This window comes from Paenibacillus sp. PSB04, assembly GCF_025809195.1.
GTDB classification, from domain to species: Bacteria; Bacillota; Bacilli; order Paenibacillales; family Paenibacillaceae; genus Paenibacillus_AQ; species Paenibacillus_AQ favisporus.
In genome coordinates this window covers 3,993,351-4,018,860 of the sequence record NZ_CP081301.1, presented here as the reverse complement: position 1 = coordinate 4,018,860, position 25,510 = coordinate 3,993,351, and the positions used below count along the sequence as shown (strand labels likewise).

Annotated in this window: 29 protein-coding genes; 1 reads left to right on the top strand and 28 read right to left on the bottom strand. The window is 53.7% G+C overall.

The genetic code is table 11. The annotated features are described in order from the left end of the window. Positions 1-242: 242 nt before the first annotated feature. The 8 genes from K2F33_RS18680 to K2F33_RS18645 all read right to left on the bottom strand — a co-directional run bounded on the left by K2F33_RS18680 (position 243) and on the right by K2F33_RS18645 (position 6,846). Positions 243-1,217: a biotin--[acetyl-CoA-carboxylase] ligase gene (locus K2F33_RS18680; RefSeq protein WP_263878225.1), complete on the bottom strand. Its 975-nt coding sequence runs from the start codon at positions 1,215-1,217 to the stop codon at positions 243-245. After that, a complete protein-coding gene (locus K2F33_RS18675) occupies positions 1,204-2,469 on the bottom strand; it encodes a CCA tRNA nucleotidyltransferase (RefSeq protein ID WP_089548033.1) in 1,266 nt (421 codons plus the stop codon). The genes K2F33_RS18680 and K2F33_RS18675 overlap by 14 nt, the downstream gene beginning before the upstream one ends. A gap of 31 nt (positions 2,470-2,500) precedes the next feature. Further along, entirely contained in the window at positions 2,501-3,664 is a 1,164-nt protein-coding gene (gene bshA, locus K2F33_RS18670; protein WP_076170125.1) for an N-acetyl-alpha-D-glucosaminyl L-malate synthase BshA, read from the bottom strand. Positions 3,665-3,863: 199 nt separating this feature from the next. After that, entirely contained in the window at positions 3,864-4,577 is a 714-nt protein-coding gene (bshB1, locus tag K2F33_RS18665; RefSeq protein ID WP_089548034.1) for a bacillithiol biosynthesis deacetylase BshB1, read from the bottom strand. Then, complete coding sequence (mgsA, locus tag K2F33_RS18660; RefSeq protein WP_076170123.1) at positions 4,574-4,996, bottom strand: methylglyoxal synthase; 423 nt, start codon at positions 4,994-4,996, stop codon at positions 4,574-4,576. Before mgsA ends, bshB1 begins: the two co-directional genes overlap by 4 nt. A gap of 18 nt (positions 4,997-5,014) precedes the next feature. Next, positions 5,015-5,815: a 4-hydroxy-tetrahydrodipicolinate reductase gene (dapB, locus tag K2F33_RS18655; RefSeq protein WP_263878224.1), complete on the bottom strand. Its 801-nt coding sequence runs from the start codon at positions 5,813-5,815 to the stop codon at positions 5,015-5,017. 114 nt (positions 5,816-5,929) lie between these two features. Further along, positions 5,930-6,466, bottom strand: coding sequence for a tetratricopeptide repeat protein (locus K2F33_RS18650; protein ID WP_263878223.1), 537 nt, complete (start codon positions 6,464-6,466; stop codon positions 5,930-5,932). A gap of 50 nt (positions 6,467-6,516) precedes the next feature. Continuing rightward, positions 6,517-6,846, bottom strand: a complete 330-nt coding sequence (locus K2F33_RS18645) for a nucleotide pyrophosphohydrolase (protein WP_076170120.1) — start codon at positions 6,844-6,846, stop codon at positions 6,517-6,519. A gap of 187 nt (positions 6,847-7,033) precedes the next feature. Here K2F33_RS18645 and K2F33_RS18640 point away from each other — a divergent pair, with 187 nt between their 5' ends. Continuing rightward, on the top strand, positions 7,034-7,903 hold the full coding sequence (locus K2F33_RS18640) for a YitT family protein (RefSeq protein ID WP_145947635.1): 870 nt from the start codon (positions 7,034-7,036) through the stop codon (positions 7,901-7,903). 85 nt (positions 7,904-7,988) lie between these two features. Here K2F33_RS18640 and K2F33_RS18635 read toward each other — a convergent pair whose 3' ends face one another. From K2F33_RS18635 to trpE, 20 genes are all read right to left on the bottom strand, one after another. Beyond that, positions 7,989-8,870, bottom strand: a complete 882-nt coding sequence (locus tag K2F33_RS18635; RefSeq protein ID WP_212967856.1) for a sporulation protein YpjB — start codon at positions 8,868-8,870, stop codon at positions 7,989-7,991. Positions 8,871-8,931: 61 nt separating this feature from the next. Next, positions 8,932-9,555: a DUF1405 domain-containing protein gene (locus tag K2F33_RS18630; RefSeq protein WP_145132010.1), complete on the bottom strand. Its 624-nt coding sequence runs from the start codon at positions 9,553-9,555 to the stop codon at positions 8,932-8,934. Positions 9,556-9,706: 151 nt separating this feature from the next. Continuing rightward, positions 9,707-10,582, bottom strand: coding sequence for a menaquinol-cytochrome c reductase cytochrome b/c subunit (locus tag K2F33_RS18625; protein WP_076170116.1), 876 nt, complete (start codon positions 10,580-10,582; stop codon positions 9,707-9,709). A 19-nt stretch (positions 10,583-10,601) separates the two neighbouring features. Then, positions 10,602-11,273 carry a menaquinol-cytochrome c reductase cytochrome b subunit gene (gene qcrB / locus K2F33_RS18620; protein WP_076170115.1) on the bottom strand — a complete coding sequence of 224 codons (672 nt, stop codon included), beginning with the start codon at positions 11,271-11,273 and terminating at the stop codon, positions 10,602-10,604. A gap of 15 nt (positions 11,274-11,288) precedes the next feature. After that, complete coding sequence (locus tag K2F33_RS18615) at positions 11,289-11,831, bottom strand: Rieske (2Fe-2S) protein (RefSeq protein ID WP_179232023.1); 543 nt, start codon at positions 11,829-11,831, stop codon at positions 11,289-11,291. A 170-nt stretch (positions 11,832-12,001) separates the two neighbouring features. Next, a complete protein-coding gene (locus tag K2F33_RS18610; RefSeq protein WP_145132009.1) occupies positions 12,002-12,442 on the bottom strand; it encodes a DUF2487 family protein in 441 nt (146 codons plus the stop codon). A 151-nt stretch (positions 12,443-12,593) separates the two neighbouring features. Continuing rightward, positions 12,594-12,773 (bottom strand): IDEAL domain-containing protein, encoded by a 180-nt coding sequence (locus K2F33_RS18605; protein ID WP_076170113.1) that lies wholly within the window; start codon positions 12,771-12,773, stop codon positions 12,594-12,596. Between the two features lie 24 nt (positions 12,774-12,797). Next, a complete protein-coding gene (locus tag K2F33_RS18600) occupies positions 12,798-13,304 on the bottom strand; it encodes a gamma carbonic anhydrase family protein (protein ID WP_145132007.1) in 507 nt (168 codons plus the stop codon). A 44-nt stretch (positions 13,305-13,348) separates the two neighbouring features. Beyond that, entirely contained in the window at positions 13,349-14,476 is a 1,128-nt protein-coding gene (locus K2F33_RS18595) for a hypothetical protein (RefSeq protein WP_089548042.1), read from the bottom strand. Positions 14,477-14,569: 93 nt separating this feature from the next. Further along, a complete protein-coding gene (locus K2F33_RS18590; RefSeq protein ID WP_263878222.1) occupies positions 14,570-15,157 on the bottom strand; it encodes a histidine phosphatase family protein in 588 nt (195 codons plus the stop codon). Positions 15,158-15,199: 42 nt separating this feature from the next. Then, positions 15,200-15,802, bottom strand: a complete 603-nt coding sequence (locus K2F33_RS18585) for an anti-sigma factor family protein (RefSeq protein WP_076170109.1) — start codon at positions 15,800-15,802, stop codon at positions 15,200-15,202. Next, positions 15,799-16,392 (bottom strand): RNA polymerase sigma factor, encoded by a 594-nt coding sequence (locus tag K2F33_RS18580; protein ID WP_145137328.1) that lies wholly within the window; start codon positions 16,390-16,392, stop codon positions 15,799-15,801. Before K2F33_RS18580 ends, K2F33_RS18585 begins: the two co-directional genes overlap by 4 nt. Positions 16,393-16,891: 499 nt before the next feature. Beyond that, positions 16,892-17,989, bottom strand: a complete 1,098-nt coding sequence (locus K2F33_RS18575; protein ID WP_212967853.1) for a prephenate dehydrogenase — start codon at positions 17,987-17,989, stop codon at positions 16,892-16,894. A 24-nt stretch (positions 17,990-18,013) separates the two neighbouring features. Further along, the gene (gene hisC, locus K2F33_RS18570) at positions 18,014-19,114 is read right to left on the bottom strand and encodes a histidinol-phosphate transaminase (protein WP_263878221.1); all 1,101 of its coding nucleotides are present in this window, start codon (positions 19,112-19,114) and stop codon (positions 18,014-18,016) included. Between the two features lie 28 nt (positions 19,115-19,142). Continuing rightward, complete coding sequence (trpA, locus tag K2F33_RS18565; RefSeq protein ID WP_163879307.1) at positions 19,143-19,949, bottom strand: tryptophan synthase subunit alpha; 807 nt, start codon at positions 19,947-19,949, stop codon at positions 19,143-19,145. Then, entirely contained in the window at positions 19,946-21,145 is a 1,200-nt protein-coding gene (gene trpB / locus K2F33_RS18560; RefSeq protein WP_145131995.1) for a tryptophan synthase subunit beta, read from the bottom strand. The genes trpA and trpB overlap by 4 nt, the downstream gene beginning before the upstream one ends. Further along, positions 21,142-21,813 carry a phosphoribosylanthranilate isomerase gene (locus K2F33_RS18555; protein WP_145131993.1) on the bottom strand — a complete coding sequence of 224 codons (672 nt, stop codon included), beginning with the start codon at positions 21,811-21,813 and terminating at the stop codon, positions 21,142-21,144. The genes trpB and K2F33_RS18555 overlap by 4 nt, the downstream gene beginning before the upstream one ends. Next, on the bottom strand, positions 21,806-22,636 hold the full coding sequence (gene trpC / locus K2F33_RS18550) for an indole-3-glycerol phosphate synthase TrpC (RefSeq protein WP_212967851.1): 831 nt from the start codon (positions 22,634-22,636) through the stop codon (positions 21,806-21,808). The genes K2F33_RS18555 and trpC overlap by 8 nt, the downstream gene beginning before the upstream one ends. Continuing rightward, positions 22,626-23,666 (bottom strand): anthranilate phosphoribosyltransferase, encoded by a 1,041-nt coding sequence (gene trpD, locus K2F33_RS18545; protein ID WP_076170102.1) that lies wholly within the window; start codon positions 23,664-23,666, stop codon positions 22,626-22,628. The genes trpC and trpD overlap by 11 nt, the downstream gene beginning before the upstream one ends. A gap of 25 nt (positions 23,667-23,691) precedes the next feature. Then, entirely contained in the window at positions 23,692-25,245 is a 1,554-nt protein-coding gene (gene trpE, locus K2F33_RS18540) for an anthranilate synthase component I (RefSeq protein ID WP_263878220.1), read from the bottom strand. Positions 25,246-25,510 lie beyond the last annotated feature (265 nt).

The following is a 25,510-nucleotide window of genomic DNA, read 5'->3' as shown; positions in this document are numbered from 1 at the left end:
AAATAGGATAAAAACAAAAAAACCTTTTAGTGAGTCACTAAAAAGGTCCGAAAGGGCATAAAGGGTCACTTGCGATCGTCCCTTCTGTCTCGGTCCTTCCGGCTCAGAGCAGAATCCAACGTAACGGCAATATTCCATTTGCAGTTATGAGGGTGTTCTTCAAACAAAAACATGCAGAGTGCAGTTCGATCATCTGTCGATACCGCCTCTACATGTCATTATAGCAAAAATTCATTATATTTTCATCGTCTAAGTTCGACATCTCCGGAAAAAACAGGAATCTGCTCTCCCGAATCGGTACGAACCCGAAGCGCGCCGCTTGCATCAAGCCCGTCGGCCATTCCTTCGATCGGCCCGCGTGCGGTCTGAATCGACACACGCTTGCCCAACGTTACCGACAGTGCCTCCCACAGCGAGGCGACCGGTTGAAATCCGTCTTTGCGGTACAGCTCGTACAGCATTTCAAACTCTTCCATCACCGTGGCGATGAGCGCCATCCGGTCGATCGGCTCACCCGCCTCGATCTTCAGGGAAGTTCCGATCCCCGTCAGCTCTTCCGGATAATCGTCGCGGTCCAGGTTGGCGCTGATTCCGATGCCGGCAATGCAGTAGCGGACATGCTCGTCCTCCGCCGCCGACTCCAGCAAGATGCCGCAAATTTTCCGCCCGTCGACCAGCAGGTCGTTAGGCCATTTCAAACCGGCCATGACGCCGGTCACCTTGCGGACCGCCCGGCACACCGCCACTCCGGTCAAGAGCGTAAGCTGCGGTGTGTAATGGAGCGGCTGCTCGGGCCGAAGGACCAGGCTCATCCAGATGCCTTTTCCATAGGGCGAAAACCATTTGCGGCCCATCCTCCCCTTGCCACCGGTCTGTTCTTCGGCAATGACCAGGGTGCCTTCCGGCGCCCCCTCCTCAGCCAGCGCTTTCGCTTCTTCCTGCGTCGATACCGTCGTCCCCAATATTTTCAGCTGCGATCCCATCACTTTAGACTGTATCCGCTGCGCCAGCTCCTGCTGATCCAGCAGGTCCGGCTTGCTGACAATCCGGTAGCCTTTATGAGGAACCGCTTCAAATTCGTAACCTGCCTCACGGAGCTTGTTGATCTGTTTCCAGACCGCGGTTCTGCTGACCGACAGCCGCCGGCTGATCTCCTCGCCCGAAACAAATTCATCCGCATCCAGCAGTATATCCAAAAGGGTCTCAGCCTTTTTCATCGGTAACCATCACCCGTCTCACTTCTTCTGTCAAATCCAATTTCGTATTGGGCAGCATGCCTGCCGCCGCTTTAAACAGCAATTGCTTCAGCAGTTCTCCCACCCAAGGTCCGCCCCTCCTGCCCGAAATCGCGATCAAATCGGAGCCGCCGATCTGGAGCTCGTGCAGGTGGAAAATCTTCATTTCGTCCATCCAACCCAGCCCGTGGGCCAGCAGCTCATCCGCTGCCGTCCCCCTGTGTTCCTGTGGCAGTACTGAGCGAAGCAGGAGCCAGCGCCGGATAGATTCTTTACCGTATTTCAGTACCAGACCTACCCACTGCTCTCTAAGATGGGTCTCGCCACTCAACCCTTTTACCTCTTCGTCCAAATACAAAAGGGCTTCAACCCTCTCGCGGGCATCGTTGGAAAACGTATACTGGCGCATCAGGTTTCCGGCATCCTGTCCGGATAAGCCGCAGGCCAGCATAAGCAGGGCCCATCTGACAGCGGTCTCCTTGGAAGGGATGTCGCCGATCCTGGACAGGGAGGCGTCCACGGTGCTAGATGTAAACGGTACCCGGGCTTTTTCCAGCAATCGGCTCCTTCCCAGCAGGCCCAGGCCGAGATAAGGATGAGGGCCCTCCATCATTTTGTCGAGCTCCGCCCGGATCCGCTCCAGCGCGATATACTGAATTCCTTCTCTTTCCAGGAGAAGGCCTTTCCAGGTGTTAAAGGCAATGCGGTAACCGAACACCGAGGCAAATCGGATGCACCGCACCATCCGCAGGGCATCCTCCTGAAAGCGGACGCGGGCCTCTCCAACGCAGCGGATGATCCCTTTTCGAATGTCATTTTCACCATGGTAAGGGTCAACGATCCGTCCCTGCCGGTCACAGGCAATCGCGTTCATCGTGAAATCCCGGCGGCGCAAATCCTCGGACAGATTTCGCACAAAGGCCACTTCCGCCGGCCGGCGGTGATTTTCGTAAGAACCCTCCACCCGGTATGTAGTAACCTCAAAGGCGTAGTTTCCAACCAGAACGGTGACCGTTCCGTGCTCAATTCCCGTAGGCACCGTCCGTTCAAAGAGCCGGGTCACTTCATCGGGGCGGGCCGAAGTCGTGATATCCATGTCGTTGACCGGCCGGCCCATCAGTTCATCACGCACGCATCCGCCGACCCAATACGCTTCATGCCCATGCGCTTCGAGGACGGACAGCACCTGCTCGGCGCAGCCCGCCATCCCGGCATCCGCCTGCTTCCATTTCATAACTTTCCATGACCCCCTAAATGACTACCTCTTATCTGCACACCGCATCCAGCTGGGGCACCTCGCGTCCGAGAACGCGATAATAGATCTGTTCATACTTGCGTGTGATTAATGCGTCGGAAAATTCCCGGCATGCCCGTGTCAGACAGGCCTCGCGGAACCGTGCGGCAAGATCGCTGTCCGTCAGCAGCCGCAGCACTTGATCGGCCATCTGGTCCGTATCTCCGATCGGTGACAGGAACCCGGTCTCACCGTGAACCACCAGTTCGGGAATTCCACCGGCGAGCGATCCCACCGTCGGAACGCCGCATGCCATCGCTTCAAGCGCAACCAGGCCGAAGCTTTCTTTTTCCGATGGAAGAAGAAGCACGTCAGCCAATGAGATGACTTGTGCGATCTCGTCCTGCTTGCCCAAAAAGTGGACTTTATGTTCCAGTCCGAGCTCCTTGATCTTGCATTGGACCTTCGGCAGCTCCGGACCTTCCCCGACGAACAGCAGCTTGGAAGGCATCCGCTCGTTGACTTTGGCGAAGATGTCCACGACGTCACCGACGCGTTTGACCGGGCGGAAGTTGGAAATATGCATCAAAATTTTCTCGTCCGGTTCGGCATAGTCGCCGCGAAGCGAGGACGTATCGCGCGGATAATAGATGCGCTTATCCACAAAATTGTACGTCAGATCGATATCGCGGCTGATATCCAGCACTTCACGGGTTTCCCGGATCAAGTCTCCGGATACCGCCGTGACCGCATCGCTTTCGTTGATCGCAAGGCGAATCAGATCCTTTAACGATTCGTCCTGCGCCAGTACCGTTATATCCGTGCCATGAAGCGTCGTGACCACCTTCAGGTTGCTTCCTACCATCTGCTTGGCCAAGAAGGCGCACACCGCGTGAGGAACCGCGTAATGGACGTGCAAAATGTCCAGCTGCTGCATATTGGCCACTTGTGCCATTTTGGTCGCAAGGGATAAGTCATAAGGAGGATAGCGGAATACGTAATAATCACTGACTTCAACCTCATGATAAAAAATGTTTTTATGGAATTGCCCTCCCAGCCGGAATGGAATGCTGTGGGCAATAAAATGTACCTGGTGGCCCTTTTCGGCCAGCAGCTTGCCGAGCTCGGTCGCGACTACACCTGAGCCTCCGAGTGACGGATAGCAGGTGATGCCAATTTTAAGTGATTGACCCAAGCTTCGTGTCCCCCCTTCTTTACATGCCTTCTCTATATTATGTACCCAGAGAATATTAAAAACGTCTGGCGACGTTTCATTTTACAGCGGACAACCGCTCTACCGGGTATTTCGATTGCGCGCTTTCAGCTTATAAAAAGTCAGAACTGAAATCAAGCCTAAAGATTGGGCGCTTGACTTCAGTCCTGTCTATCGGTCATTATTCGGATCCTCCAATGAACATGTCCACGACGTAAGGCGACTTGATCGCAAAGCCTTCCGCGTAGGGAATGAGCCTGCGCTGGCCGGTCAGCCGGTCGCGGGATCTGACGCGTTCGATATATCCCTGATTCAGCGGGGTAACCACCGTTTCTCCTTCAACCGGAGTCATCTCAAACTGCGACCGGTAACACAGGAGCGCCTGTTCCTTTATTTCCTGCTGTGCGGTAATATCCACCATCAAATCGGCTCTGCCCATATCATTAATGAAGTAAAAATACAGCTGCTCCACCTGTACAGGCGGCTTGTCCGGCATGTACCGGCGCAGTTTGGCGTTGAACACCGCTTCCTCAACCAGCCTACTGCAGGCTACATGATCGGGATGGCGGTCTTCCCAATACGGAGCGAATACGACCCTCGGCGCATGACGGCGGATTTCCGTCGTGATGGCCTCCACATGTTCCGGAGTGATGAACAGTCCACGGTCCGGCAGTCCAAGGCTGCTCCGCATGGAAAGACCAAGAACGCCAGCCGCGGCCGCCGCTTCCTGCTTTCTGCGCTCGACCGTTCCATTAGAGGACATTTCCGCATAGGTCAAATCGCAGATCCCCACTTTAAGCCCGGCCTGCACATGTTTGATGATCGTGCCGCCCATCCCGATTTCGGCATCGTCCGCATGGGCGCCGAAAATCAGAATATCCAGCCGTTCACTCATATTTCAGCACCCGGCTTATATTTATGTACCAGCTCGCGCCAGGCAAAATCTCCGCGGTCCAGCGCCTTGACCAAAATTTCGGCCGTTGCGATGTTGGTCGCAAGCGGAATCCCCTGGACGTCACTAAGACGGAGAAGCGCATTGATGTCCGGCTCGTGAGGCTGAGCCATCAGCGGATCCCGCAGGAAAATAATGAGGTCCATCTCATTCTCGGCCACGAGCGCCCCGATCTGCTGGTCACCGCCGAGCGGACCCGACATGAACCGGTGGATTTTCAGGTTGGTGCCCTCCATAATCCGCTGTCCGGTCGTTCCTGTGGAATACAGCTGGTGTCCCTCAAACACATGCTCATAAGCCGTGACAAAGTTGACCATCTCGTCTTTTTTTCGGTCGTGTGCGATGAATGCGATTTTTAGCATGTTGTAACCCCTCCTGAACTACTCTATAAAATGGTCAAACCCGTAAACCATACCCTCGTACGTCATAACCTTCTCGACCGCCATTTTGACGCCAGGCATATATCCTGCCCGCTCATAGGAATCGTGGCGGATCTTCAGCGTTTGGCCAAAGCCTCCAAACAATACCTCCTGCTGGGCGAACACGCCAGGAAGGCGGACGCTGTGAATGCGGAAACCGTTATAATATCCTCCGCGCGAGCCTTCAATCGTCTCTTCCTCGTTCGGATTTCCCTGGCGGATCTCCTGGCGGTTCTGAGCAATCATCTCAGCCGTTTTGATGGCGGTGCCGGAAGGCGCGTCGAGCTTCTGATCCCCATGGAATTCCATGATTTCGAGATGAGGAAAATACTTGGCCGCCTGCGCGGCAAATTTCATCATCAGTATGGCCCCGATGGAGAAATTCGGTGCGATCAGCCCGCCGATCCCTTTCTCCTTGCACTGCTTGTCCAACTCTTCGATTTGTTCCGGGGTGAAGCCTGTCGTGCCGATCACGGGACGAACCCCATGGGCTACGGCCAAAGTCGTGTTGGGGTATGCGAACTGCGGTGTCGTAAAGTCCACCAGCACGTCCGGCTTTCCTTCGACCAATGCCATCTCCAGATCGGAGGTCAGCTTCACGCCGCATTCCGGCAGCCCGGCCAAAGTGCCCGCGTCCGTCCCCTCACCGGACCGTCCGACGGCGGCAACCAGCTCCAGATCGGAATCCTCGAGTACCAGTTTGACGACTTCCTTGCCCATTCTGCCGGCTGCTCCTGCGACGGCTACTTTGATGGTTGACATGTTAGCTCCCCACTTTCTCATGATTTATAGAATGAACTAAAGAAAGTCCTTTTCTGACACGGAAATGACCCGGGGATCCAGACATTACATGAGATAAACTTTAGTTCATTCTATTTAGGTGGATGAATCGTATAAATACGAGTTTAGCCGGCCTTTTAACTGCTCCAGCATATCCTGCAGGCCGTGGTCATGGGGTTGAAGGGCGATGACTTCCTTGATAGCCGATATGGCAAGCGCGTGCTCGTTCAGCTGGCTGTAGGCAAGCGCAAGCCAAATATACGCCTCCCCGTAGAGCGGGTCGAGCCGCACCGCTTCCTTCAAAATAGATACCGTATCATACAATTGATGGGCAGGTGCTACATCGGGAGAATCGATCGTTTTCTTCGCATCCTGCACGATGCGCATCGCCTGCAAATGCTGAACATACAAACCGTATTCCGACTTATCGGGTGCAAGCCTGGAGGCTTCCAGCGCACGTTCCATGGCCTTATCCAGCCGGTTGCTTCTTGCATAGGTTACGGAGCATCTATAATGAATTTCTGCATCCTCGGGGTTTTCGGCGATCGCTGCTTCAAACCAATGAAGTGCTTCTTCAAAATCGTTCTGCAAAATACAATGGTAAGCCTTTTGGACAAAAGGTTCGGACTGCATAGCTGCTCCCCCCGTTCAGGCGGTTTTCCTACAGCATATGTTCATTTCGCCTAATCGGTGTCCTTTTTCGTCCAACGGTCCTTATCGCGCGTATTGAATTTGTGCATGACCTTGTCATGCGCTTCCGTCAGGTCGATCCCCAGCGAATTCGCAAAGCACATCGTTATGAACAATATATCTCCGAGCTCAAGCTCAATGGAATTATCCGCTTCGGAAGGCTTCTTTGGCTTTTCCCCAAACCGGTGGTTCACCTCGCGGGCCAGCTCACCGACCTCTTCGGACATCCTTGCCAGCATCGATAACGGACTGAAATACCCTTCTTTGAACTGGGAGATGTACCGGTCGACTTCCCGCTGCATCTCTGCCAATGACTTCTCCATGATACCGAACCGTCCCCCTCTTTCGTATGTACAATGCTTCACGTCACGCCGGACGCTAGTTTACTCCATATGTTATCGCAAAGCGGAAATGAAAACAAATATTTTTTAATCGCCGGGGAAAAAGGTATACTATGGAATGGAGCGAAGAAAAACCTTTCTTCCTACTTCTGGTATTGCGGGGGATTTCATGAGTTCATCCAAGTTGTTTATTCAGCTCAAGCTCGTATTGCCCATCATTTTGGGCTCTGCCGTATATGCCTTCGGCCTGCTTTATTTCATTATCCCTAACCAGCTGATGGAAGGGGGCGTTACTGGGGTAACGGTCCTCCTGAATTATGCATTTTCCATTCCGCCTTCCCTGTCGACCCTGGTGCTGAACATCCCGCTCTTCCTTCTCGGCTGGAAGATCCTTGGCGGCAGACAGATGATTTATACGGGCGTCGGGATCGCATCGCTGACGTTTTTTCTGTGGTTCATCGAAAAGCTGATTGATGCCGGGTGGATCACACCGTTTCAAACGGAAAGAGACTACATATTGGCTTCCCTGTATGCAGGCGTCACTCTCGGAGCCGGACTGGGCGTCGTCTTCCGCTTCGGCGGGACGACCGGCGGATCCGATATCATTGCACGCATTTGCAACCGGCGATTTGGCTGGAGCATGGGACGGGTTATCCTCGTGATCGATATTATCATTATCGGGGCTTCCCTGTTCTTCATCCCTAGAGAACGGATCCTGTACACCTTCGTAGCCGTCTTCATCGCCTCCAGGGTGATTGACTTTATCCAGGAAGGTGCCTATGCAGCCAAAGCCTTTACGATTATTAGCGACCACGCCCAGGAAATCGCCGACCAAATCACGGTCGAGATGGAGCGGGGCGTTACGCTGATTCCGGCCATAGGCGCGTACTCCAAGCAGGCCAAGCATATGGCCTACTGCGTCGTCGGACGCCAGGAGATCCGCAGGCTCAACGATATTGTGAAATCGGTGGACCCGCGGGCATTCGTCATCATTAGTGATGTGCATGACGTTCACGGCGAAGGTTTTAAGGAAGAATAATCAAAAGCACAAAAAAGCCCGCCGGCTGTTGAAGCCGGCGGGCTTTTCCAATGGACAGCAAATGCGGCCCAGTACCCCATATGAACTACAGCTCTTTGGGCTTCACGCTTTTAAAGCTGTCCCTCTCCCCTTTATATTTCCGGTAACCGGTATAAGTCAGGATCAGGATGATGAACGAGCCGGCCCAGAAGGTCCACGGCCACAGTCCGTTAACCTCGTCAATGGGGGCGAAAGCCGGGTTATCGTCTTTTTTCTTACCGAATAAGCCGTTAAACACTTCCTCGCCGGAAGTCACGACATCCTGAATTTCGGCAGCCGAGGACGATGAAGACTGAACCAAGCCGCCTGCATAAGATACCCAGGCATCTGCTGCTGTGATTTCCTCCGGCTTACGCTGGATGATCACGGCCGGGCGGATGATCTCATAATGGTTCTGTAGGCTCTCGTAAGCCGCTTTCATCCCCCGGGAGTCGGCAGCGGCCGCCCGGGCCTTCATTTCGCTCAGATCCTCACGGAGCACCTTGTAGTACTGCATCCACATCGGCTGCTTGGGGTGGCTTAGGCTGTCCGCTGCCAACCGGAATTTGGCCGAAGCGGTCTGCCATTGTTCCTGCTGGATTTGCGCCTGATTCGTCACTTCCTTCATTTCCACCAAGCTCTCCGACAAGGCATGAAATCCTTCCACACTCGTCAAGCCTTGAAAGGATGAATGCTCAAATATATCGCTGGCCTGCAGAATTTCCTGCCGGACGAGATTGATGTTACCTTCCAGTACATGCTGATATAGCGAGTCGGCCAGCATATCGAGCTGCTCCGCCTGCTTCACCGCCTCAGCATTCCCGCCTGAGCCTCCTGCAGCCGACAGCGTTTCGGCGTCCGCCGCCACCCAGGATAGACTGCAGCCGAGTCCAAGCAGCACCAGGATGACCGCCAGGCTCCATCTGGCAGCCGTGCCTCTACGTAACATGGGACATCCCTCCTACCGTATATGTATGGCAGAAGGGATGTCCCTAGAACTGAACTTGAAGTCAGCGCCTTGCCTGTCTGATGACAAGCCAAGCCAGCAGCGCGCTGAACAGCGTCAAACCGAAGGTAAAATATTGTACGCTCGCGATATCGTCCATCAGCTGAACGGGCAGCCAAGGAAATACCCCGTATGTATAGTCCACCGTATCGTTCAGGAATGTCCAGGCCGCAGCCGGAATCAGCATCGTCTCGCCTAACTTGAACAGACGGACGTACAGCAGCGCTTCAATGGCCATCGCCGAATGGGAGAGGACCAGCATCCAGTCCTGCCATACCAGCGGGGATCCCTGTGCATATCCGGCAAATATGATGCTCACCGCCCAGATGCCGTATTTCACCGACGTGACGACGGCCAGCGCCTCAATCAGCAGCCGGAATCCGTAGCCGAACTTCGTCTTAGGCGGATACAGCAGCATATAGACTGCGATCGTAAAAAATAAGCTTGCCGTCGGACTGTCCGGAACGAAAATGACCTGCCAGAAGGGGTTGTTCGCCACGGTATATTCCATTTGTTCCGCATACCAATAGTAACCGTATACTGTTCCGAGCAGGTTGCACCATAACAGGAGCCATAAAAATCCCCGGTTTCCGAGGAGCGAACGGCTCCAGAAATAAGCGATCGACACGCTTGTCCCTCCTTGTACTCCCACGATCCCTTTACCGCTAAAACTGGGTTATTGAGCTTCGTTCATTGTGTTTTTAACATGTAAGCATACTTTCTGATCTCTTAAAAAAACCTGATCGTAAATACGATCAGGTTTTCATAAGTATGGCCGTTTATTGCTCTGCCTTTTGCTTCGAAAGCCATTCTGCCAAATGATCGATGTCTTTGTCGGTCAGGCCTGCAGCGATTGCTGAGTCGTACATGGCAGGCATCTTACCTTCATAGCCCTCTTTGATGATTTTCAGAATGTCTTCTTTGTTATGTTTGTCGCCGACTCCACGGAGAGACGGACCTGCAGCACCTTTCATATCCGCTGCGTGGCAGGTAATGCAGCCTGCTTTTTTATAAGATTCCATTGCCGGATCTTCTTTATCGACGATCGCGATCTCTTTTTGCTGGTTCGCGCTGGTCGTCGGAAGTCCTTTTGCCTTGTTTTCGGCAGCTTTCTCTTCACGCTGGATGTTCTCCGGAATTTGACCGGTTGCAGCCATTTCTTCTTTGTAGTGGTGCCATGCGGAGTTCGTCAGGTACACCACGGCGATCAAAGAGAGAAACATCAGCGAGGAAGCGATCGGTCTGCGGTAAAAACGGCGCTCTTTGCCAGTGTCCAGGAAAGGAGCCAGCAGCAGTGAACCAAACGCTACACCGCTTACACCAATCGTGCCGAGAACGACGTAACTTCCGGACGCGTACGGCAATTTCAGATATTGGTACAAGAACAAGAAGTACCAGTCAGGCATCGGGATAATGGACGCACTTGGGTTCGCAGGGAACCACAGTGGAGCCGGCTCCGCAATGGTAAGCACCAGAAATCCGACAAGTACGACAACACCGACCATCCATTCTTTCAAAAGAAAGTTAGGGATAAACGCTTCCGATTTGCCTGGATACGACGTGTAGTCCGGCGGTGTAATGAACCCGTTGCCTTTACGGACGCGCGAGTCACCGACATACACCACTTTTTCTTTTGAATTGTTACCGTGTGCCATCGATATTCCTCCCTTCTTATTATAGTGGACCGGAAATGCCCTGTCTGCGGATCATGATAAAATGTCCGACCAGAAGAATGAGCAACACGGCCGGGAGGAAAAAGACGTGAAGTGCGAAGAAACGCGTTAACGTCTCGGCACCTACAATCGTACCGCCCTGCAGGAATTCCTTAATGATCGGCCCAAGCCATGGAACGGAATTCGCAATTTCCAGCGTAACCTTTGTTGCAAAGTAGGCTTTGTTATCCCAAGGAAGGAGATAGCCTGTCAGGCCCAAGCCCAGCATGATAAAGAAAATCAGCATACCCACAACCCAGTTCATTTCGCGAGGCGCCTTATAGGAACCTGTGAAGAACACGCGCATGGTATGTAGGAACATCATAACGATAACCAAGCTCGCCCCCCAGTGGTGCATACCGCGGACGATTTGCCCGAAGGCTACTTTCGTCTGTAGGTACTCAACGCTGGCGTAGGCGTTAATGATGTCCGGAACGTAATACATGGTCAGGAACATCCCCGACAGGATCTGGATGACCGTGATAAAAAACGTCAATCCGCCAAAACAGTATACAAACGCAGAGAAATGATGCGCCGGGTTAACGTGCTCCGGCACTTCATGGTCCGCCACGTCTCTCCAAATCGGCGTGACATCAAGACGTTCATCAATCCAGTTGTAGACATTCTTAAACATCCGATTCTACGCCTCCTATTTTACTTCAGTATTCGGCTCGACTCCGCCAAGGTACACCCAACCGTTTTCAATCTTTATTTTGTAAGTGTCGAGCGGCTTTGGCGCAACGGCCAAGTTCTTGCCTTCTTTGGTATAACGCGCCCCGTGGCATGGGCAATGGTATTCATCCGGGAAGCTTTTATCATTGTTCCAGCCGACCGTACAGCCCAAATGCTTACAGATCGGGGACAGCGCATAGATTTTTCCCTGTTCATCCTTGCGTATCCAAGCAGTTAATGTAGCAGTGCTTGCATACCATCCATCCTGCTGCTTCAGTTCAAAAGAGAATTCTTGAGGCTCGTCGGTAATTTTGCTTTCTTCGACAACTTTAATGAACTCTCCCTCGCCCTTCTTGTGCAGGATCGGATCCACAGCAAAACGCACCATCGGCAGGACTGCACCGGCTGCCATGTAAGCAGTGGCACCGCCCAATGTATAAGTCAGAAATTGTCGACGGGACATTTCTTTACGACCGGGTGGTTTGTGAGATGGTTCATGGTGCTCATTTTGGTTGCTCATAATGTCTTCAACCCCCTTTGTCAACCAAGTCTTAAAGTGCTTTCAATGATTATTATCACACGACTTACTAGGACATAATAATAATATATTAGCCTTATAAGACCGTCAAGAATATCCAACTCTTTTATCAGGCGGAAGAAGATTTAGCCAATTAAATTGTTGAATTTCTGTCACATTTCCATCTTGCTGTCACGCTGCCACATTTCCTGTATTTTATCCTTAATCTGGCCTGCTATACCTGCTCCGCCCGTTTCTTCATTGTATACTTTCCGGGACAGAACCAAATCACAGCCTTCAATCTTACCTTGGATCAGCTCGATGTCTGCCGTCATGACAATGACGTAAGCAAAGCCCGCTTCCCTTACATTGCGACAAACTTCCTGCAATAACGACAGATCCTCCCCTTGGCCGTATTGTACGGCCGGATATGTAATGATCCTCCCTTTAAACGGGATCTCGACCAGGTCCATAAAATCCCGCAGCCGCGCCAGCGCCTCCGTCGCTTCTATGGGAGACTCTTTGCCCGACAGGCCGGTGTAAGGGATGAGGCAGGTGTCGAAATAGGGGGAGAGCTCACTCCATGTTGCCTCTTCCACTTCGCTGAACTTCATTCAAGGGTTCACCCTTTCCATTATTTTTCACCATTCCATTCTATAATATGCTTGTTCCCGTGTCAGCAATTTGTAAAAATCATTGGCGCAGGCCGTCCCAACAAAAAAGAAATGCAGCATGGATGCCTGCATTTCTTTTCATTTATTCCACTTAATTAAGCAACTTCAGTTCATCCGTCAGGTTACGGAAAGCCGCCTCGTCTCCGGATGCCAGAGCCCTGTCTATTTCGCGGTAAAGCTCTTCGCTCCGGTGTTTTCGCAACGCTTCGTCCCATACCATTTCAGCCGCCAGCCCCAACATGACTTCATAAGTAGCTTTCATCTTATCCATTAGGATGCACCTCCGAACCTTTGATTAGAACATCCTATACTCTTTACCCTTGTCCACATAGTTTTGAGTGGTACGATACATTCTGCGCAAGTCTTCTTCGGTTAATTCACGGACCACTCTCGCCGGCGAACCCAGAGAAAGCGTATAGGGTGGTATTTTTTTATTTTCAGTAACGATAGATCCTGCCCCTATTAAAGCATATTCACCAATCTCGGCCCCGTTCAGTACGATGGCCCCCATTCCGATTAATGTACCTTTGCCTATTGTGCAGCCGTGAACGATGGCGGCATGTCCGACGGAGACGTCGTCCTCCAGAATCAGCGGCTCGTCCGTATTGACGTGACCTACCGCTCCATCCTGAAAGTTGCACCGGTCACCGATCACGATGGGTGCCATATCACCCCGAAGCACGGCGTTAAACCAAACGCTTGATTGCTGTCCAATTTGAACGTCACCGACAATTTTGGCACCCTCCGCGACGTAGACGGACGGGTGGATCTTTGGCAGATGCTGGCCGTAAGGTAACAGCATGTTTTCATCACCCCTTAACTTTGGGAGTGATTGTAACAAGGCGGCTATGACTTGTCAATGAGCGGTTCCAGCTCGCCGCTTCCGAGGTTCAGGCTTTTGCTGGCCAGCTTTTGTCCGAAAGCGGTCATCTTCAAAACCATGCCGCTCTCCGGACTTTCTCCGATGCGGATCAGCCCAAGATGCATCATCATCGCGATAATTCTTTCATTTAATATCGACTCTGCAGTGTCGTAATAAAACGGTTTGATCAGCCAGCCCAAAGCATCATGCAGGGAAGCGGCGGTTACCCATTCCTTGGCGCATTCCCCGGTCCAATATACGAGGGATGCCAAGTTAGGTATGGCGCTTTTATAAAGTTTTAACCAAAAGCGGAAAATTTGTACCATGCTCTCTTTCGTCCCGCTTTCCAGTAGCTCTGCGCCCTTGCCCGACAGCTCCAGCCGGCTGCCGTTTTCTTCGATATATCTGTGGTAGAACGCATAGTCATACAGAAGCGCCATCCGGTTGGGGTATGCATTGAAGCTCCTGCCGTAGCCAAAGCGCCATCCCCCTTTGGTCAGCAGGGGCTCGCTGACATGGAACATGTCCATTAACTGCTGCTGGTATCGCTTGTACATTACGAATTCCTGATTCAGCTCGATCTCCTGCTGGTTCACATACTTCAGCATGTACATCAGATCCTCGGCGCACAGATCCTGCTCTTCCCGGTAAACCGGAGGCTCTCCGGATTTAACGACCTTTCGCTTCAGCGCGTGTCCAAGCTCGGCCCGGAACCGGTCCTTCAGATCACTCGGCATTTGAAACAGATACTTGGTGCTTGATGTCATTCCGTTGAACAGCCAGCCGCTGCGCTTATAGCGGGCGATAGCTTCCCTCGGGGTCTCATGCACCTCGTTTGCCGGGAGGTCAAAAGCCGTCTGCCGGACGACAGCCGCCAAATCTTCTACGCTGTAAAACGATCTGCTGTCAAACAAGACTGAGTTCAGAAAGCGTAAATCTTGAAGGGAAACCGTGTTGACCTGCTGCGCAATAAACTCCCTCCGGTTCAGCGTGACCAGGATGCTTTGGATCAGTTCATGCTTGGAATTCCGCTTGCACTGGCATTGGTAGTGGCTTGCAATGGTAGTCAGCTGGCCGATATCCGCATACGAAAGCATATCCGCTAAATTCATGTCATCATCGCCTCGCCGTTTTACTACCATTATGGGAATTATTACAATTTTTATTCGATCCGGGCAAAAAAAATAACCCGGCGCTTGTCCGAGTTATCCGTTCTTTTCCGCCAAATGGCGGGTGCAGTTATAGAGGAGAGGTACCCAGTCGATATCCTTTTTCTCCAGGATCGTAAGCGACAGGTTGCCAATCCGTTCCGTATATTTATCCCTGTACAGTGACTTGTACAGCTGTGCCAGCAGCCCGCCGTGACTCACGACGAGCATGTTTTTATCGGGATAAGCCGTCCACATATCCTCCATAAACGCCAGAGCTCTAGCCTCAATCTGCTCGATCGTCTCCTGGCCCAGGTCATGCACATCCCACTGCTTGCCCCAGCGGCTTTCCCGCTCATCGGCTGTCAGTCCCTCCGCTTGCCCAAAACTCCGTTCATTCAGCCGCTCATCAGGCTCAAGCAGCGGAATGTGGAGCTTGTCGGCCAGAATTTGTCCGGTTTCCCGCGCGCGGGAGAGCTTGCTGCTGATGATAAAATCCCATTGGTACGGTTCGTGAAGCAGCCTTTCCCCAAGCCGCTCCGCCTGCTGCCTGCCCTCTTCATTCAAAGGGATATCGCTCTGTCCCTGAATTTTGCCGAGCTTATTCCAATCCGTCAGGCCGTGACGGATCAAACCGATCATCATACGCGTATCCCCTTTCTTCTATATATATATATGCGAAAGAACCTATTTCCTGATACGGCTGACCCTTCCCAATGAAAAGAGGGCCATTCCTACCCCGAGTACCGACAGAATCATCCAGTACTGTGGATGGGTCGGACCCATGCCGGCGACAAGCGGCTCGATAATCCCGCTGTTCGTCTTCGGGATCACATAACTGACCTGTTCCGTCACCACGGACGAACCCGCAACGCCGGTCGGAAGAATCCCGGTAGGTACCGCTTCGGCTGTCTCTTTAGCAAACGGCTTATCCATGATGGCCCAATACAGAAAGCTCACCAAAAATACCATGACAAACCCGGCAATCCACCAGGACATGCGTTTTCGGGTAGATGCAGGTACGGCAAAAGGTTTGCTCTGGTCCGGAATCAGCCACGGGGACTCCCGGTATATACGGTCCATGACGTTCCGGTTGATTTCTTCCGCCTGTTCTTCCGTCGGCTCCTCCTGCAATTCCATCATGAGAACCCGGCTTTCCTTCCATAACGCCAATTCTGCTTGGCAATCACTGCAAGTGGCTGTATGCTGTTCGAGCTCAATCCGTCTCGGATCGTCTTCTTCCAAATCCAAAACGATGCCGAACAGGCTGTGAGCCTCATCGCAATTCATTTGCTTTTCATCCCTTCATATTCTTCATACGTCAGCTCGTAAAAATACGGCTCCAGCTGAACTTTTACACTGGACCTTGCCCGGAATAGAAGAGATTTTACAGAGCTGACGCTTTGACCTAAAATGTCGGCAATCTCCTGGTAATCGAGCTGATCGTATTCCCGTAAAATGAGCGCGGATCGCTGCTTTTCCGGCAGGTTGTTAATGGCCTCGCGAACCAGCTCCACCTTCTCGGTGCGCAAAATGGCCTGCTCCGGAGCCACCTCCATCGGCGCAACCGGTGTAACCCCGCTTTCCTCCAGCGGCACATTGGCGCTGCGCTGCTTTCTCAGCTCGCTGAGCACCGTGTTCCGGGCAATCGTATAGAGCCATGTGGAGAACGATGCGTCGACCTCACGAAACGAATGCAGGCTCTTGAAAGCCTTGTAAAACGTCTCTGAACACAGGTCTTCCGCCATTAACTCCATGTGTGAACTTTTAAGCATATGATATACAAAAGCCAATATTTTCCGCTGATAACGGCGCATCAATTCAGAGAAGAGCTCTACATTGCCCTTCTTGATGTCCTGTATCATCTGCGAATCCGTCATTTCCATTGTGACCTCCTCGACCGTACACAAGCATCCCCGTTCGATTCAGTTATATGTTTGTACTGAACAGGTGATGAAAAGTTGCGGTATTTACGCCACCGCGCGGCAGTATAAACGTCCAAAAAGCTATGTATTCGGCAAAATCGGCAACGATTCTACAAATATATCATTTCCATTGTAACATATTAATTCCTGCTAGTCAGTCGAACCTCAAGAAGAATTGCCAAATCCAAGGAGATAATAACGCTTTTTGGGACACACTGAATCATCACTAATCTCTTAATAGACGAATTTCGCCCCGTAAATGTTGCTAGATTATAGAAAAAAAATGGCCGCAAAATAAAAAAAGGCAAAAAAAAACCACCCGCATCGGGTGGCTGCACAAAGTGCCATTTATTTGGATAGGAGTGGAGAGAAACCATACTGTACTTTTATTATATGTATACGTTTTCATTTTGTCAACACTAAAGTAAGCGTTTTTTTGTAAACGTTTTAAAATTTACTGCGATACCTGATAACTCATGGATTGCAGCAGTTCCTTGGCCCGCTCCAAATCATGTTCCTGCCTGAAGGACAGGCGCAGAATGCCCGGGACGTCCTCCCGGCTCTCGATGATCTGCATGTTGCTGAGGTTGATGTGCCGAACCCCCAGCTCTGTGGCGATTTTCCCGATAATACCGGGCGTATCCGGTACGTCGAGGTACAGATCAAAACTAGGCGTAATCATGCCCTTGCGGCGTTCCGGAAGCTCGCTGCGGAAATCGTTCGCCTTGGCAAACGCCTCTTGAATGGCCTGTCCATCGCCCTTTTCCAGCATTTCTACGAACGCGGCGATGCCTTCATTCCAGTCCTTGAGCTGTCTGAGCAGCACGTTTTTGTTGCCCAGCAGAATGTCGCGCCAAATCAGCGGATCGCTGGATGCAATCCGGGTAATGTCACGAAAACCGCCTGCCGCGAGCAGCCGGTATAAGGAATTGGAATGATTGTAATCGCACACCTGGTTCACGAGCGCCACTGCGATGATATGCGGCAGATGGCTGATCGCCCCGACGATTTCATCGTGCAGGACCGGATCCACCTTGACGATCTGGGCGCGGGTGTAAGACAGCAGCTGCGCCAGCGCGTCATAAGCATGATCAGGCGTGCCCGGAGGCGGAGTCAGCACGTAATACGCGTTCTCAAACAGCAGCGGCGTGGCCGCCTCTACACCGGAACGCTCGGAGCCGGCCATCGGGTGCCCGCCGATGAAGTAAAAGTCCTTGAAATCATGCGCACGCGCCGCCTGTGCGATGCTTGCCTTCGTGCTGCCCACATCGGTGATGATGCAGCCCTTTTTCAATGGCAGGGCGCTTAACCGGTCCAGGTATTCTTCAAGCATACCTACAGGAACGCACAAAAAAATGAAGTCCGCATCAAGTGCGGCTTCTTCCATGGACAGCGTCGCTGCGTCGACGACGCCGCGGCTTATATATTTGTCGGCCAATTCGGGGAGATGGGCATGGCCCACGACGGTTATGCCGGGCTTGCCTTTAAAGCAAAGCGCCAGCGAACCGCCGATCAGACCCACTCCAAATATAGCAATCTTCGTTGTATTCATGTTCCCTCACTCGTTTGTTCGCACTTACTGCACTTGGGCCTTATCTTCGCTCAATACCTGCTCCAATGCGTGAATAAATGCTTTATTTTGTTCCTCGGATCCAACGGTCACACGAACATGGTTCGGATACTTGCCGAATCCGGCGCGAACGATGATCCCCTTCTGAAGCAGCGATTGGAACATTTCCACCGCAGGCTTGCGCACATTGACCATAATAAAGTTGCCGTGCGCCGGGAAGTAATCGAGGCCCAGCCGGTTGAACTCGGCCTGGAGCTGCTTGATGCCCTCCGCGTTCGCGATGCGGCAGTTAGCCACGTATTCCTGATCACCAAGCGCCGCTTTGGCCGCTGCCTGGGCTGCCCGCGTCGTGTTGAACGGCTCGCGCACCCGGTTGATCAGCTGAATGACCTCAGGCTGAGCCACGCCGTAGCCGATCCGCAGGGAAGCCATGCCGTAGATCTTCGAGAACGTCCGAAGAACGACCAGGTTTGGATATTGGGATAGGAGCTTGCTTCCGTCCGGGTAGGAGAGGTCGGTTACATACTCGAAGTAAGCCTCATCCAGCACGACCATCACATTCGATGGAACTTGATCCAGGAAACCGGTCAATTCGGTTTCGGAGAGAATCGTTCCCGTCGGGTTGTTCGGGTTGCAGATCCACACGATCTTCGTTTTGCTGCTGAGCTTGGCGAGCATCGCTTCAAGATCATGCTTTCCGTCCACCAGCGGAACCTCGATGCTGACGGCCCCTTCGATGTCGGCGTTGCTTTTATACACGGAGAAGGTTTGATCCGCCATGATGGTCTCGTCGCCGGAAACCAAGAACGCGCGGCAGATCAGGGCGATGACTTCGTCCGAGCCGCAGCCGAAAATGATTTGCCCGGGCTCAACACCCAGGAAGCGGGCCACTTCAGCCGTAAGCTCCACCGCGCCTCCGTCCGGGTACAGACTGATGTTGTCGAGCTCGGCAAGCACCGCCTCCTTCACACGCGGCGAAGCGCCGTAAGGATTTTCGTTGGAAGCCAGCTTGATGACTTCGCTGAGACCAAGCTCCCGCTTGACTTCTTCAATCGGTTTGCCCGGCTCATAGACCGGAATGTTCACTATCTGGGATTTTGGTTTCACTGTATCCCCCCTCACTTTCAACTCAAGATTATGGTTTTAATTGTGCCACAAATTCACGGATTTGCAAAAGCCCCTGCTCATGCGTATCTCCGTCCTGCAGCAGCGGAATGGCTTCTTCGACCTTGCGGACGATGGCGCTGCCCACGACGACGCCGTCGCAGATCCGGGAAAAGCGCACCGCCTGCTCCCTGTTCGAAATACCGAAGCCGATCGCCACCGGAATGTCCGTATACTTCTTCACGCTGGCGATGAAATCTTCCACGCCTTCGTGGAAGCTTGCCCGCTCACCCGTTACGCCGAGCGAGGATACGCAGTAAATGAAGCCTCTGGCTCCTTCCACGATCGATTTGATCCGCTCATGGGAGGTCGGAGCCACCAGCGGCACGACATGAATATCCGAGCGTTCGGCCCGGGCACGCACGTCGGCTGACTCTTCGATCGGCAGGTCCGGAATGATGATGCCGCTGATCTCATGTGCTTTGACCTCTTCAAAAAAGCGATCCAGCCCGAACTGAAGCACCGGATTATAATAAGTAAACAGGATGAATGGCAGCTTCACCCCGGCCTTGCGCGCTCTAACCGCCGTTTCCATGCAGGTTTTGATCGTTACCTGATGCTTCAGCGCCCGCTCGGAAGCCCGCTGAATAACCGGGCCGTCGGCCAAGGGGTCTGAATAAGGCACGCCAAGCTCGATCATGTCGGCTCCGGCCGCTTCGAGACCGGCTATAATTTCAACCGACGTATCGGGATCCGGGTCCCCGATGGTCAGAAACGGAATCAGCGCCGTTTGATTCTCCTGTTTGAGACGGGCAAACGTTTGATCCATCAAATTCATGCCTGTTTACCTCCCGTATAAGCCATGATGGACTCCACGTCCTTGTCTCCACGTCCGGACAGGCAGATGACGACGATGTCGTCCTCACTGAGCCGCGGCGCCATCTTCACCACTTCAGCGATCGCATGTGCGGATTCCAGGGCCGGAATGATCCCTTCCGTCCGGCATAGCAGCTGAAGCGCGTCGAGCGCTTCCTGGTCCGTGATCGGAACGTATTGGGCGCGCTCAATATCCTTGAGGTAAGAGTGCTCCGGTCCGACTCCCGGATAATCCAGGCCGGCCGATATGGAGTGGGCTTCCTGAACCTGGCCGAAATCGTCCTGCAGGAGATAGCTCATGGAGCCTTGGAAGACGCCATGAGTGCCCTTGCTCATCGTCGCGGCGTGGAAGGCGGTCTCCACACCCTTACCAGCGGCCTCTACGCCGATCAACCGGACGTCCTTGTCTTCGATAAACGGATAGAACATGCCGATCGCATTGCTGCCGCCGCCGATGGCCGCGACAACATAGTCCGGCAAACGCCCTTCCGCCTCCTGGATTTGGCGGCGCGTCTCATCGCCGATAATCCGCTGGAAGTTGCGCACCATCATCGGATACGGATGCGGCCCTACGGCAGAGCCGAGGATGTAGAACGTATCGTCGACATGGCTGACCCAGTACCGCAGCGCCTCGTTGCCGGCGTCCTTCAGCGTGCGCGAACCGGACGTAACGGGTACGACTTCGGCGCCCAGCATCTGCATCCGGAATACGTTCAGCGCCTGCCGCTTCGTATCCTCTTCCCCCATGAACACCTTGCATTCCATGCCAAGGAGTGCGGCTACGGTTGCCGTTGCCACACCATGCTGGCCTGCTCCCGTCTCGGCAATGACCTTCGTCTTGCCCATTCGTTTGGCGAGGACGCCTTGTCCGAGCGCGTTGTTGATTTTATGGGCGCCGGTGTGATTGAGATCCTCCCGTTTCAGGTAGATCTTCGCCTTCCCCAAATGCTTGCTGAGACGCTCCGCATAGTACAGGGGCGTCTCACGGCCGGAGTACTGCTTAAGCAGATAGTTCAGCTCCTCCTGGAAGCTTGGGTCGTCCGAATATCGGTTGTATGACTCCTCGAGCTCGATCAGCGCGTTCATGAGCGTCTCGGGAACGAATCTTCCGCCAAACGGTCCGAAGCGTCCGTTCTTGTCTGGTAATTGTGTTGTCATGCCTGCTTCACCCTTCCCACAAATGCTGCGATTTTGTCTATATCCTTCACTCCGTCACTTTCCACGCCGCTGGAAACGTCTACGCCGTCCGGGCTGTACTTATCGATCAGCTCGGCCACGTTGGACGGCAGAAGTCCGCCGGCTACAAACAGCGGAATCCCTTGGGCTCTCGCCCAATCGCGGTATGCCGGTATCTCCTCCCAGGCAAACGTGCTTCCCGATCCTCCGCCATACACCGGATCGAATGTATCAAGCAGCAGGCCATCGATCACGCCTGCGTATAGTTCATGATTTATAGATGCTTCAGAATTCTCATTAAGGGATTGAACCGATAAGACCTTGAATACCCGGGTCCCCAAGCGCTCCTTGACCTCCCGGCAAAATTGCGGGCTTTCCTGTCCATGGAGCTGAACGACGTCAAGCTGTGCCTCCTTCACGATCGCGGCAAGCTCTTCCAGTTCCGGGTTGACGAACACGCCGACGCTTTGCGGAATTTCGGGCGTCTTCCACGCCTTCAGCTGCGCTGCAAGCAGGGCAGCCTGCTCAGGCGTTACCCGGCGCCGGCTCGGTGCGAATACGAATCCGATATAATCCACAGGCAAGTTTACCATTGATTTTAGCACTTCAACGTCCTGAAGTCCACAAATTTTTACCGCCGTCTCACCCACGATGCTTCACTTCTTCCCCGGATAAGATCGGCCCCATCAAGTCACGGACCGCCTCCGCGATGTCATCCCGGCGCATGAAATACTCTCCGATCAGCACGCCGCTTGCTCCCGCCTGCTCCAAATACGCCATATCTTCTTTGCCGGCGATACCGCTCTCACTGATGACCGGAATCCCTTGTGGAATCAGCTCCCGAAGCTTTGCCGTTGCCTCCAGGGAAGTCTCGAACGTATGCAGATTCCGGTTGTTGATCCCGATCAGCGCTCCTTGGTGCAGATCCGCTCCGAGGCCAAGCACGGCTTCGAGCTCTTCCCGGCTGTGAACCTCAATCAGGGCGTCGAGCCCGAGCGCACCCGCCCGCTGCAGGTAAGCGGCGATTTGATCGGGCTCCAGAATCGCCGCGATCAGCAGCACCGCGTCCGCACCGAGGAGGCGGGCTTCATAAATTTGCCGCTCGTCGATGATGAAATCCTTCCGCAGCAGCGGCAGGTTCACCGCGGCGCGCACATCGCGCAAATACTGCCCGCTCCCCTGGAAGTATTCCACGTCCGTCAAAACTGACAGGCAGTCGGCCCCTGCCGCTTCATAAGCCTGGGCGATTCGCACCGGATGAAAATCCGGACGGATGAGACCCTTGGAAGGCGACGCCTTCTTCACCTCGGCGATCAGCCCCATGCTCCGCTTGCGTCCTGCAGTCAGCGCCTTGTGGAACCCTTTGGTCGCGGGCATCGCCGCGATTTGGCGCTCCGCTTCCGCAAGTGAAAAATGCTCGGCGAGTCGGGCCACCTCGGTCCGTTTGGTTTGTACGATTTTATCAAGATACATAGCTCAGCTCTCCTGTCATTTGGATCAGTTGCTCAAGTTTGGCCGATGCGCTGCCGTTGTCGATGGCTCGGGCTGCCGCCTGTACGCCTTCCGCGATGCTGTCCGCAAGGCCTGCGACATAGATACATGCCCCCGCGTTGGCCAGCACGATGTCGCGGTACGGGCTCTTCTCGCCTGCCAGCACCGAACGGATAATGGCGGCATTCTGCACCGCATCGCCGCCCAGAACGGCTTCAAGCGGGTGGACGTCCAACCCGAGATCGTGCGGGTGAATCTGATAGGTCCGCACTTCGCCGTGACGCAGTTCGGAAATTTGCGTCGGCCCCGAGATGCTGATTTCGTCCAGCCCTTCCAGGCTGGTCACAACGAGCGCCCGTTTGGAGCCGAGCTCCTTCAGCACGTTTGCGATCGTTTCGGTCTTGTTCCGGTCGTAGATTCCCAGCAGCTGACGGTCGGCTCCGGCCGGATTCGTCAGCGGTCCCAGCATATTAAATACCGTCCGCACGCCGAGCTCCTTGCGCGGAGCGGCTGCATGCTTCATGGACGGATGGTAGATTTGGGCGAACAGGAAGCAGATGCCGATTTCCTCGAGGCACCGTTTAGCCTGTTCACTGCTCAAGTGAATGTTAACGCCGAGCGCCTCCAGCACATCGGCGCTGCCCGCGCGGCCGGAGGCCGAGCGGTTGCCGTGTTTAGCCACCCGGACCGAAACGGAAGAAGAAATAATCGCCGAGACGGTGGAAATGTTGAATTTGTGGATCCCCGATCCGCCCGTTCCGCAGGTATCCAGCAGCCTTGCGTTATCGGTCGCTACATGGCTCGCGACGCTTCTCATCGCTTCGGCAAAGCCCGTGATTTCCTCCACGGTCTCCCCCTTGATCCGCAGCGCCGTCAGCAGCGCCCCGATCTGGGAAGATGTCGCCGCTCCTTCCATGATGCACTGCATCAGTCCGCGGGCTTCCTCCCTTGAAAGATCCGCGCCTCCGATCAATTGTGACAAACTCGCATGTATCAATTCGCTTGCGCTCATGCTCTTTCCTCTCCTTTCCAGTCCATTAAGGTGTATATTCAAAGAAATAATCCTGATTGGTCACTTCCCGCTCCTGTTTGATCGGCGGGAACATCGCTTCCGCTGTCCGGATCGATTTCAGGAGCGCTTTGGCTTTGTTTACCGTCTCCTCATACTCTTTCTCCGGAACGGAGTCCCACACGATGCCTGCTCCCGCCTGCACGTAAGCCTTTCCCTTGCGGAATATGATCGTCCGGATCGTAATACAGGAGTCCATGTTGGCGTTAAATCCCAGATACCCGATGGCACCGGCATAAGCGCCGCGCGCCTCCCGCTCCATCTCAGCGATGATCTCCATCGCTCTCAGCTTCGGTGCTCCGGACACCGTTCCCGCCGGCAGGCAGGACAGAAAGGCATCGAAGAAATCTTTGTCGTCCCGCAGCGTCCCCGACACATTCGAAACCATGTGCATCACATGCGAATACTTCTCAATTTCCATAAAGCTGTCGCATTTCACGGTGCCGAACGCCGACACCCTGCCAAGATCGTTGCGTCCCAAATCCACGAGCATCAAATGCTCGGCGCGCTCCTTCTCGTCGGCGAGCAGCTCGGCAGCAAGGCGGCTGTCTTCGGCCTCATCGGCTCCCCGCGGCCGCGTGCCGGCGATCGGCCGGGTGCTGACCCGGTTGCCGTCGACCTTGACCAGCGCCTCGGGTGAGGTGCCGACAATGATTTCTTCATGCATTTTCAAATAATACATATAAGGCGAAGGATTCAGTGTTCTCAGCACCCGGTACACATGCAGCGGGGACACCTCCGTCTCGATATGAAAGCGCTGGGACAGCACCACCTGAAAAATGTCCCCTGCGCGAATATACTCCTGCGCTTGGCGAACGTTCGCCATATACTGCTCCTTGGTCATGTTCGACTTGATTTCGCCGAGGTCGATATCCACCGGAATGCTGCGGCCGTTGACATTCTCTCGCGGGCCCTGCTCTTGCAGCTGCCCCGCGATCTCCTCCAGCCTGCGGTCCACCTCGTCATACGTTTTGCGGATCGCTTCGTCGTTGTCCCCTTCCTTTACATGCACGTTGCCGACCAGCAAAATTTGCTGCTTCACATGATCGAACACGATGACCGTGTCGCAGAACATGAAGCGGATGTCGTCCATCCCCAGATCGTCGACCTGATGCGCGGGAAGCTTCTCGTAATACTGCAGCAGATCGTATCCGAAGAAGCCGATCGCTCCTCCCGTGAATGGAGGAAGATCATCGAGTTTCGGGCTTCGATACGTGCGAAGCAGCGCTTTGAGCTCCTCAACAGGCTTCCCTTTCATGAGCTGCTTCTGTCCGCCCTGCTCCAGCACGATTTCCCCCTTCTTGCCGGAGATCATCATGAACGGGTCCGTCCCGATAAACGAATAACGGGCCCACTGGCTTCCTCCCTCTACACTTTCAAGCAGAAATGCGCATTCCCGCTGGGCATAGCGCTGAAATATACGGATTGGCGTTTCCATATCGGCCAGCAGCCGCTTGACGACCGGGATCAGATTGTACTGTCCGGCCAGGGCGATGACCTGCTCTTTACTAGGATTCAACATCGTGTACCCTCCTTCGATTGATCAGGACTTTGTTGAGCAGCAGACTCGAAAGCAACAAAAAAACCTCTACGGAGTAGAGGTTTGGATTTCAATAAGTATATGAAAGAGTCCGACAGCATGAACCGCATCAGCATTCACCCGTTCCCTAATACAAGGAAACGCCTTGACTGCCTCAGCACGGACATGTTGACGAAATATATGTGCAACCTTATGGACTCTGCTCTTCTATACTTAACTCATCTCATCTAAACTCTACTCATCTCAA

Excerpts from the sequence above, each read along its gene's own strand:
- K2F33_RS18680 (WP_263878225.1), bottom strand. The coding sequence starts at position 1,217 with ATGAAAAAGGCTGAGACCCTTTTGGATATACTGCTGGATGCGGATGAA.
- K2F33_RS18675 (WP_089548033.1), bottom strand. The coding sequence starts at position 2,469 with ATGAAATGGAAGCAGGCGGATGCCGGGATGGCGGGCTGCGCCGAGCAG.
- bshB1 (WP_089548034.1), bottom strand. The coding sequence starts at position 4,577 with ATGAGTGAACGGCTGGATATTCTGATTTTCGGCGCCCATGCGGACGAT.
- mgsA (WP_076170123.1), bottom strand. The coding sequence starts at position 4,996 with ATGCTAAAAATCGCATTCATCGCACACGACCGAAAAAAAGACGAGATG.
- dapB (WP_263878224.1), bottom strand. The coding sequence starts at position 5,815 with ATGTCAACCATCAAAGTAGCCGTCGCAGGAGCAGCCGGCAGAATGGGC.
- K2F33_RS18650 (WP_263878223.1), bottom strand. The coding sequence starts at position 6,466 with ATGCAGTCCGAACCTTTTGTCCAAAAGGCTTACCATTGTATTTTGCAG.
- K2F33_RS18645 (WP_076170120.1), bottom strand. The coding sequence starts at position 6,846 with ATGGAGAAGTCATTGGCAGAGATGCAGCGGGAAGTCGACCGGTACATC.
- K2F33_RS18640 (WP_145947635.1), top strand. The coding sequence starts at position 7,034 with ATGAGTTCATCCAAGTTGTTTATTCAGCTCAAGCTCGTATTGCCCATC.
- K2F33_RS18635 (WP_212967856.1), bottom strand. The coding sequence starts at position 8,870 with ATGTTACGTAGAGGCACGGCTGCCAGATGGAGCCTGGCGGTCATCCTG.
- K2F33_RS18625 (WP_076170116.1), bottom strand. The coding sequence starts at position 10,582 with ATGGCACACGGTAACAATTCAAAAGAAAAAGTGGTGTATGTCGGTGAC.
- qcrB (WP_076170115.1), bottom strand. The coding sequence starts at position 11,273 with ATGTTTAAGAATGTCTACAACTGGATTGATGAACGTCTTGATGTCACG.
- K2F33_RS18615 (WP_179232023.1), bottom strand. The coding sequence starts at position 11,831 with ATGAGCAACCAAAATGAGCACCATGAACCATCTCACAAACCACCCGGT.
- K2F33_RS18610 (WP_145132009.1), bottom strand. The coding sequence starts at position 12,442 with ATGAAGTTCAGCGAAGTGGAAGAGGCAACATGGAGTGAGCTCTCCCCC.
- K2F33_RS18605 (WP_076170113.1), bottom strand. The coding sequence starts at position 12,773 with ATGGATAAGATGAAAGCTACTTATGAAGTCATGTTGGGGCTGGCGGCT.
- K2F33_RS18600 (WP_145132007.1), bottom strand. The coding sequence starts at position 13,304 with ATGCTGTTACCTTACGGCCAGCATCTGCCAAAGATCCACCCGTCCGTC.
- K2F33_RS18595 (WP_089548042.1), bottom strand. The coding sequence starts at position 14,476 with ATGAATTTAGCGGATATGCTTTCGTATGCGGATATCGGCCAGCTGACT.
- K2F33_RS18590 (WP_263878222.1), bottom strand. The coding sequence starts at position 15,157 with ATGATGATCGGTTTGATCCGTCACGGCCTGACGGATTGGAATAAGCTC.
- K2F33_RS18585 (WP_076170109.1), bottom strand. The coding sequence starts at position 15,802 with ATGAATTGCGATGAGGCTCACAGCCTGTTCGGCATCGTTTTGGATTTG.
- K2F33_RS18580 (WP_145137328.1), bottom strand. The coding sequence starts at position 16,392 with ATGACGGATTCGCAGATGATACAGGACATCAAGAAGGGCAATGTAGAG.
- K2F33_RS18575 (WP_212967853.1), bottom strand. The coding sequence starts at position 17,989 with ATGAATACAACGAAGATTGCTATATTTGGAGTGGGTCTGATCGGCGGT.
- trpA (WP_163879307.1), bottom strand. The coding sequence starts at position 19,949 with ATGAATTTGATGGATCAAACGTTTGCCCGTCTCAAACAGGAGAATCAA.
- trpB (WP_145131995.1), bottom strand. The coding sequence starts at position 21,145 with ATGACAACACAATTACCAGACAAGAACGGACGCTTCGGACCGTTTGGC.
- trpC (WP_212967851.1), bottom strand. The coding sequence starts at position 22,636 with ATGTATCTTGATAAAATCGTACAAACCAAACGGACCGAGGTGGCCCGA.
- trpD (WP_076170102.1), bottom strand. The coding sequence starts at position 23,666 with ATGAGCGCAAGCGAATTGATACATGCGAGTTTGTCACAATTGATCGGA.
- trpE (WP_263878220.1), bottom strand. The coding sequence starts at position 25,245 with ATGTTGAATCCTAGTAAAGAGCAGGTCATCGCCCTGGCCGGACAGTAC.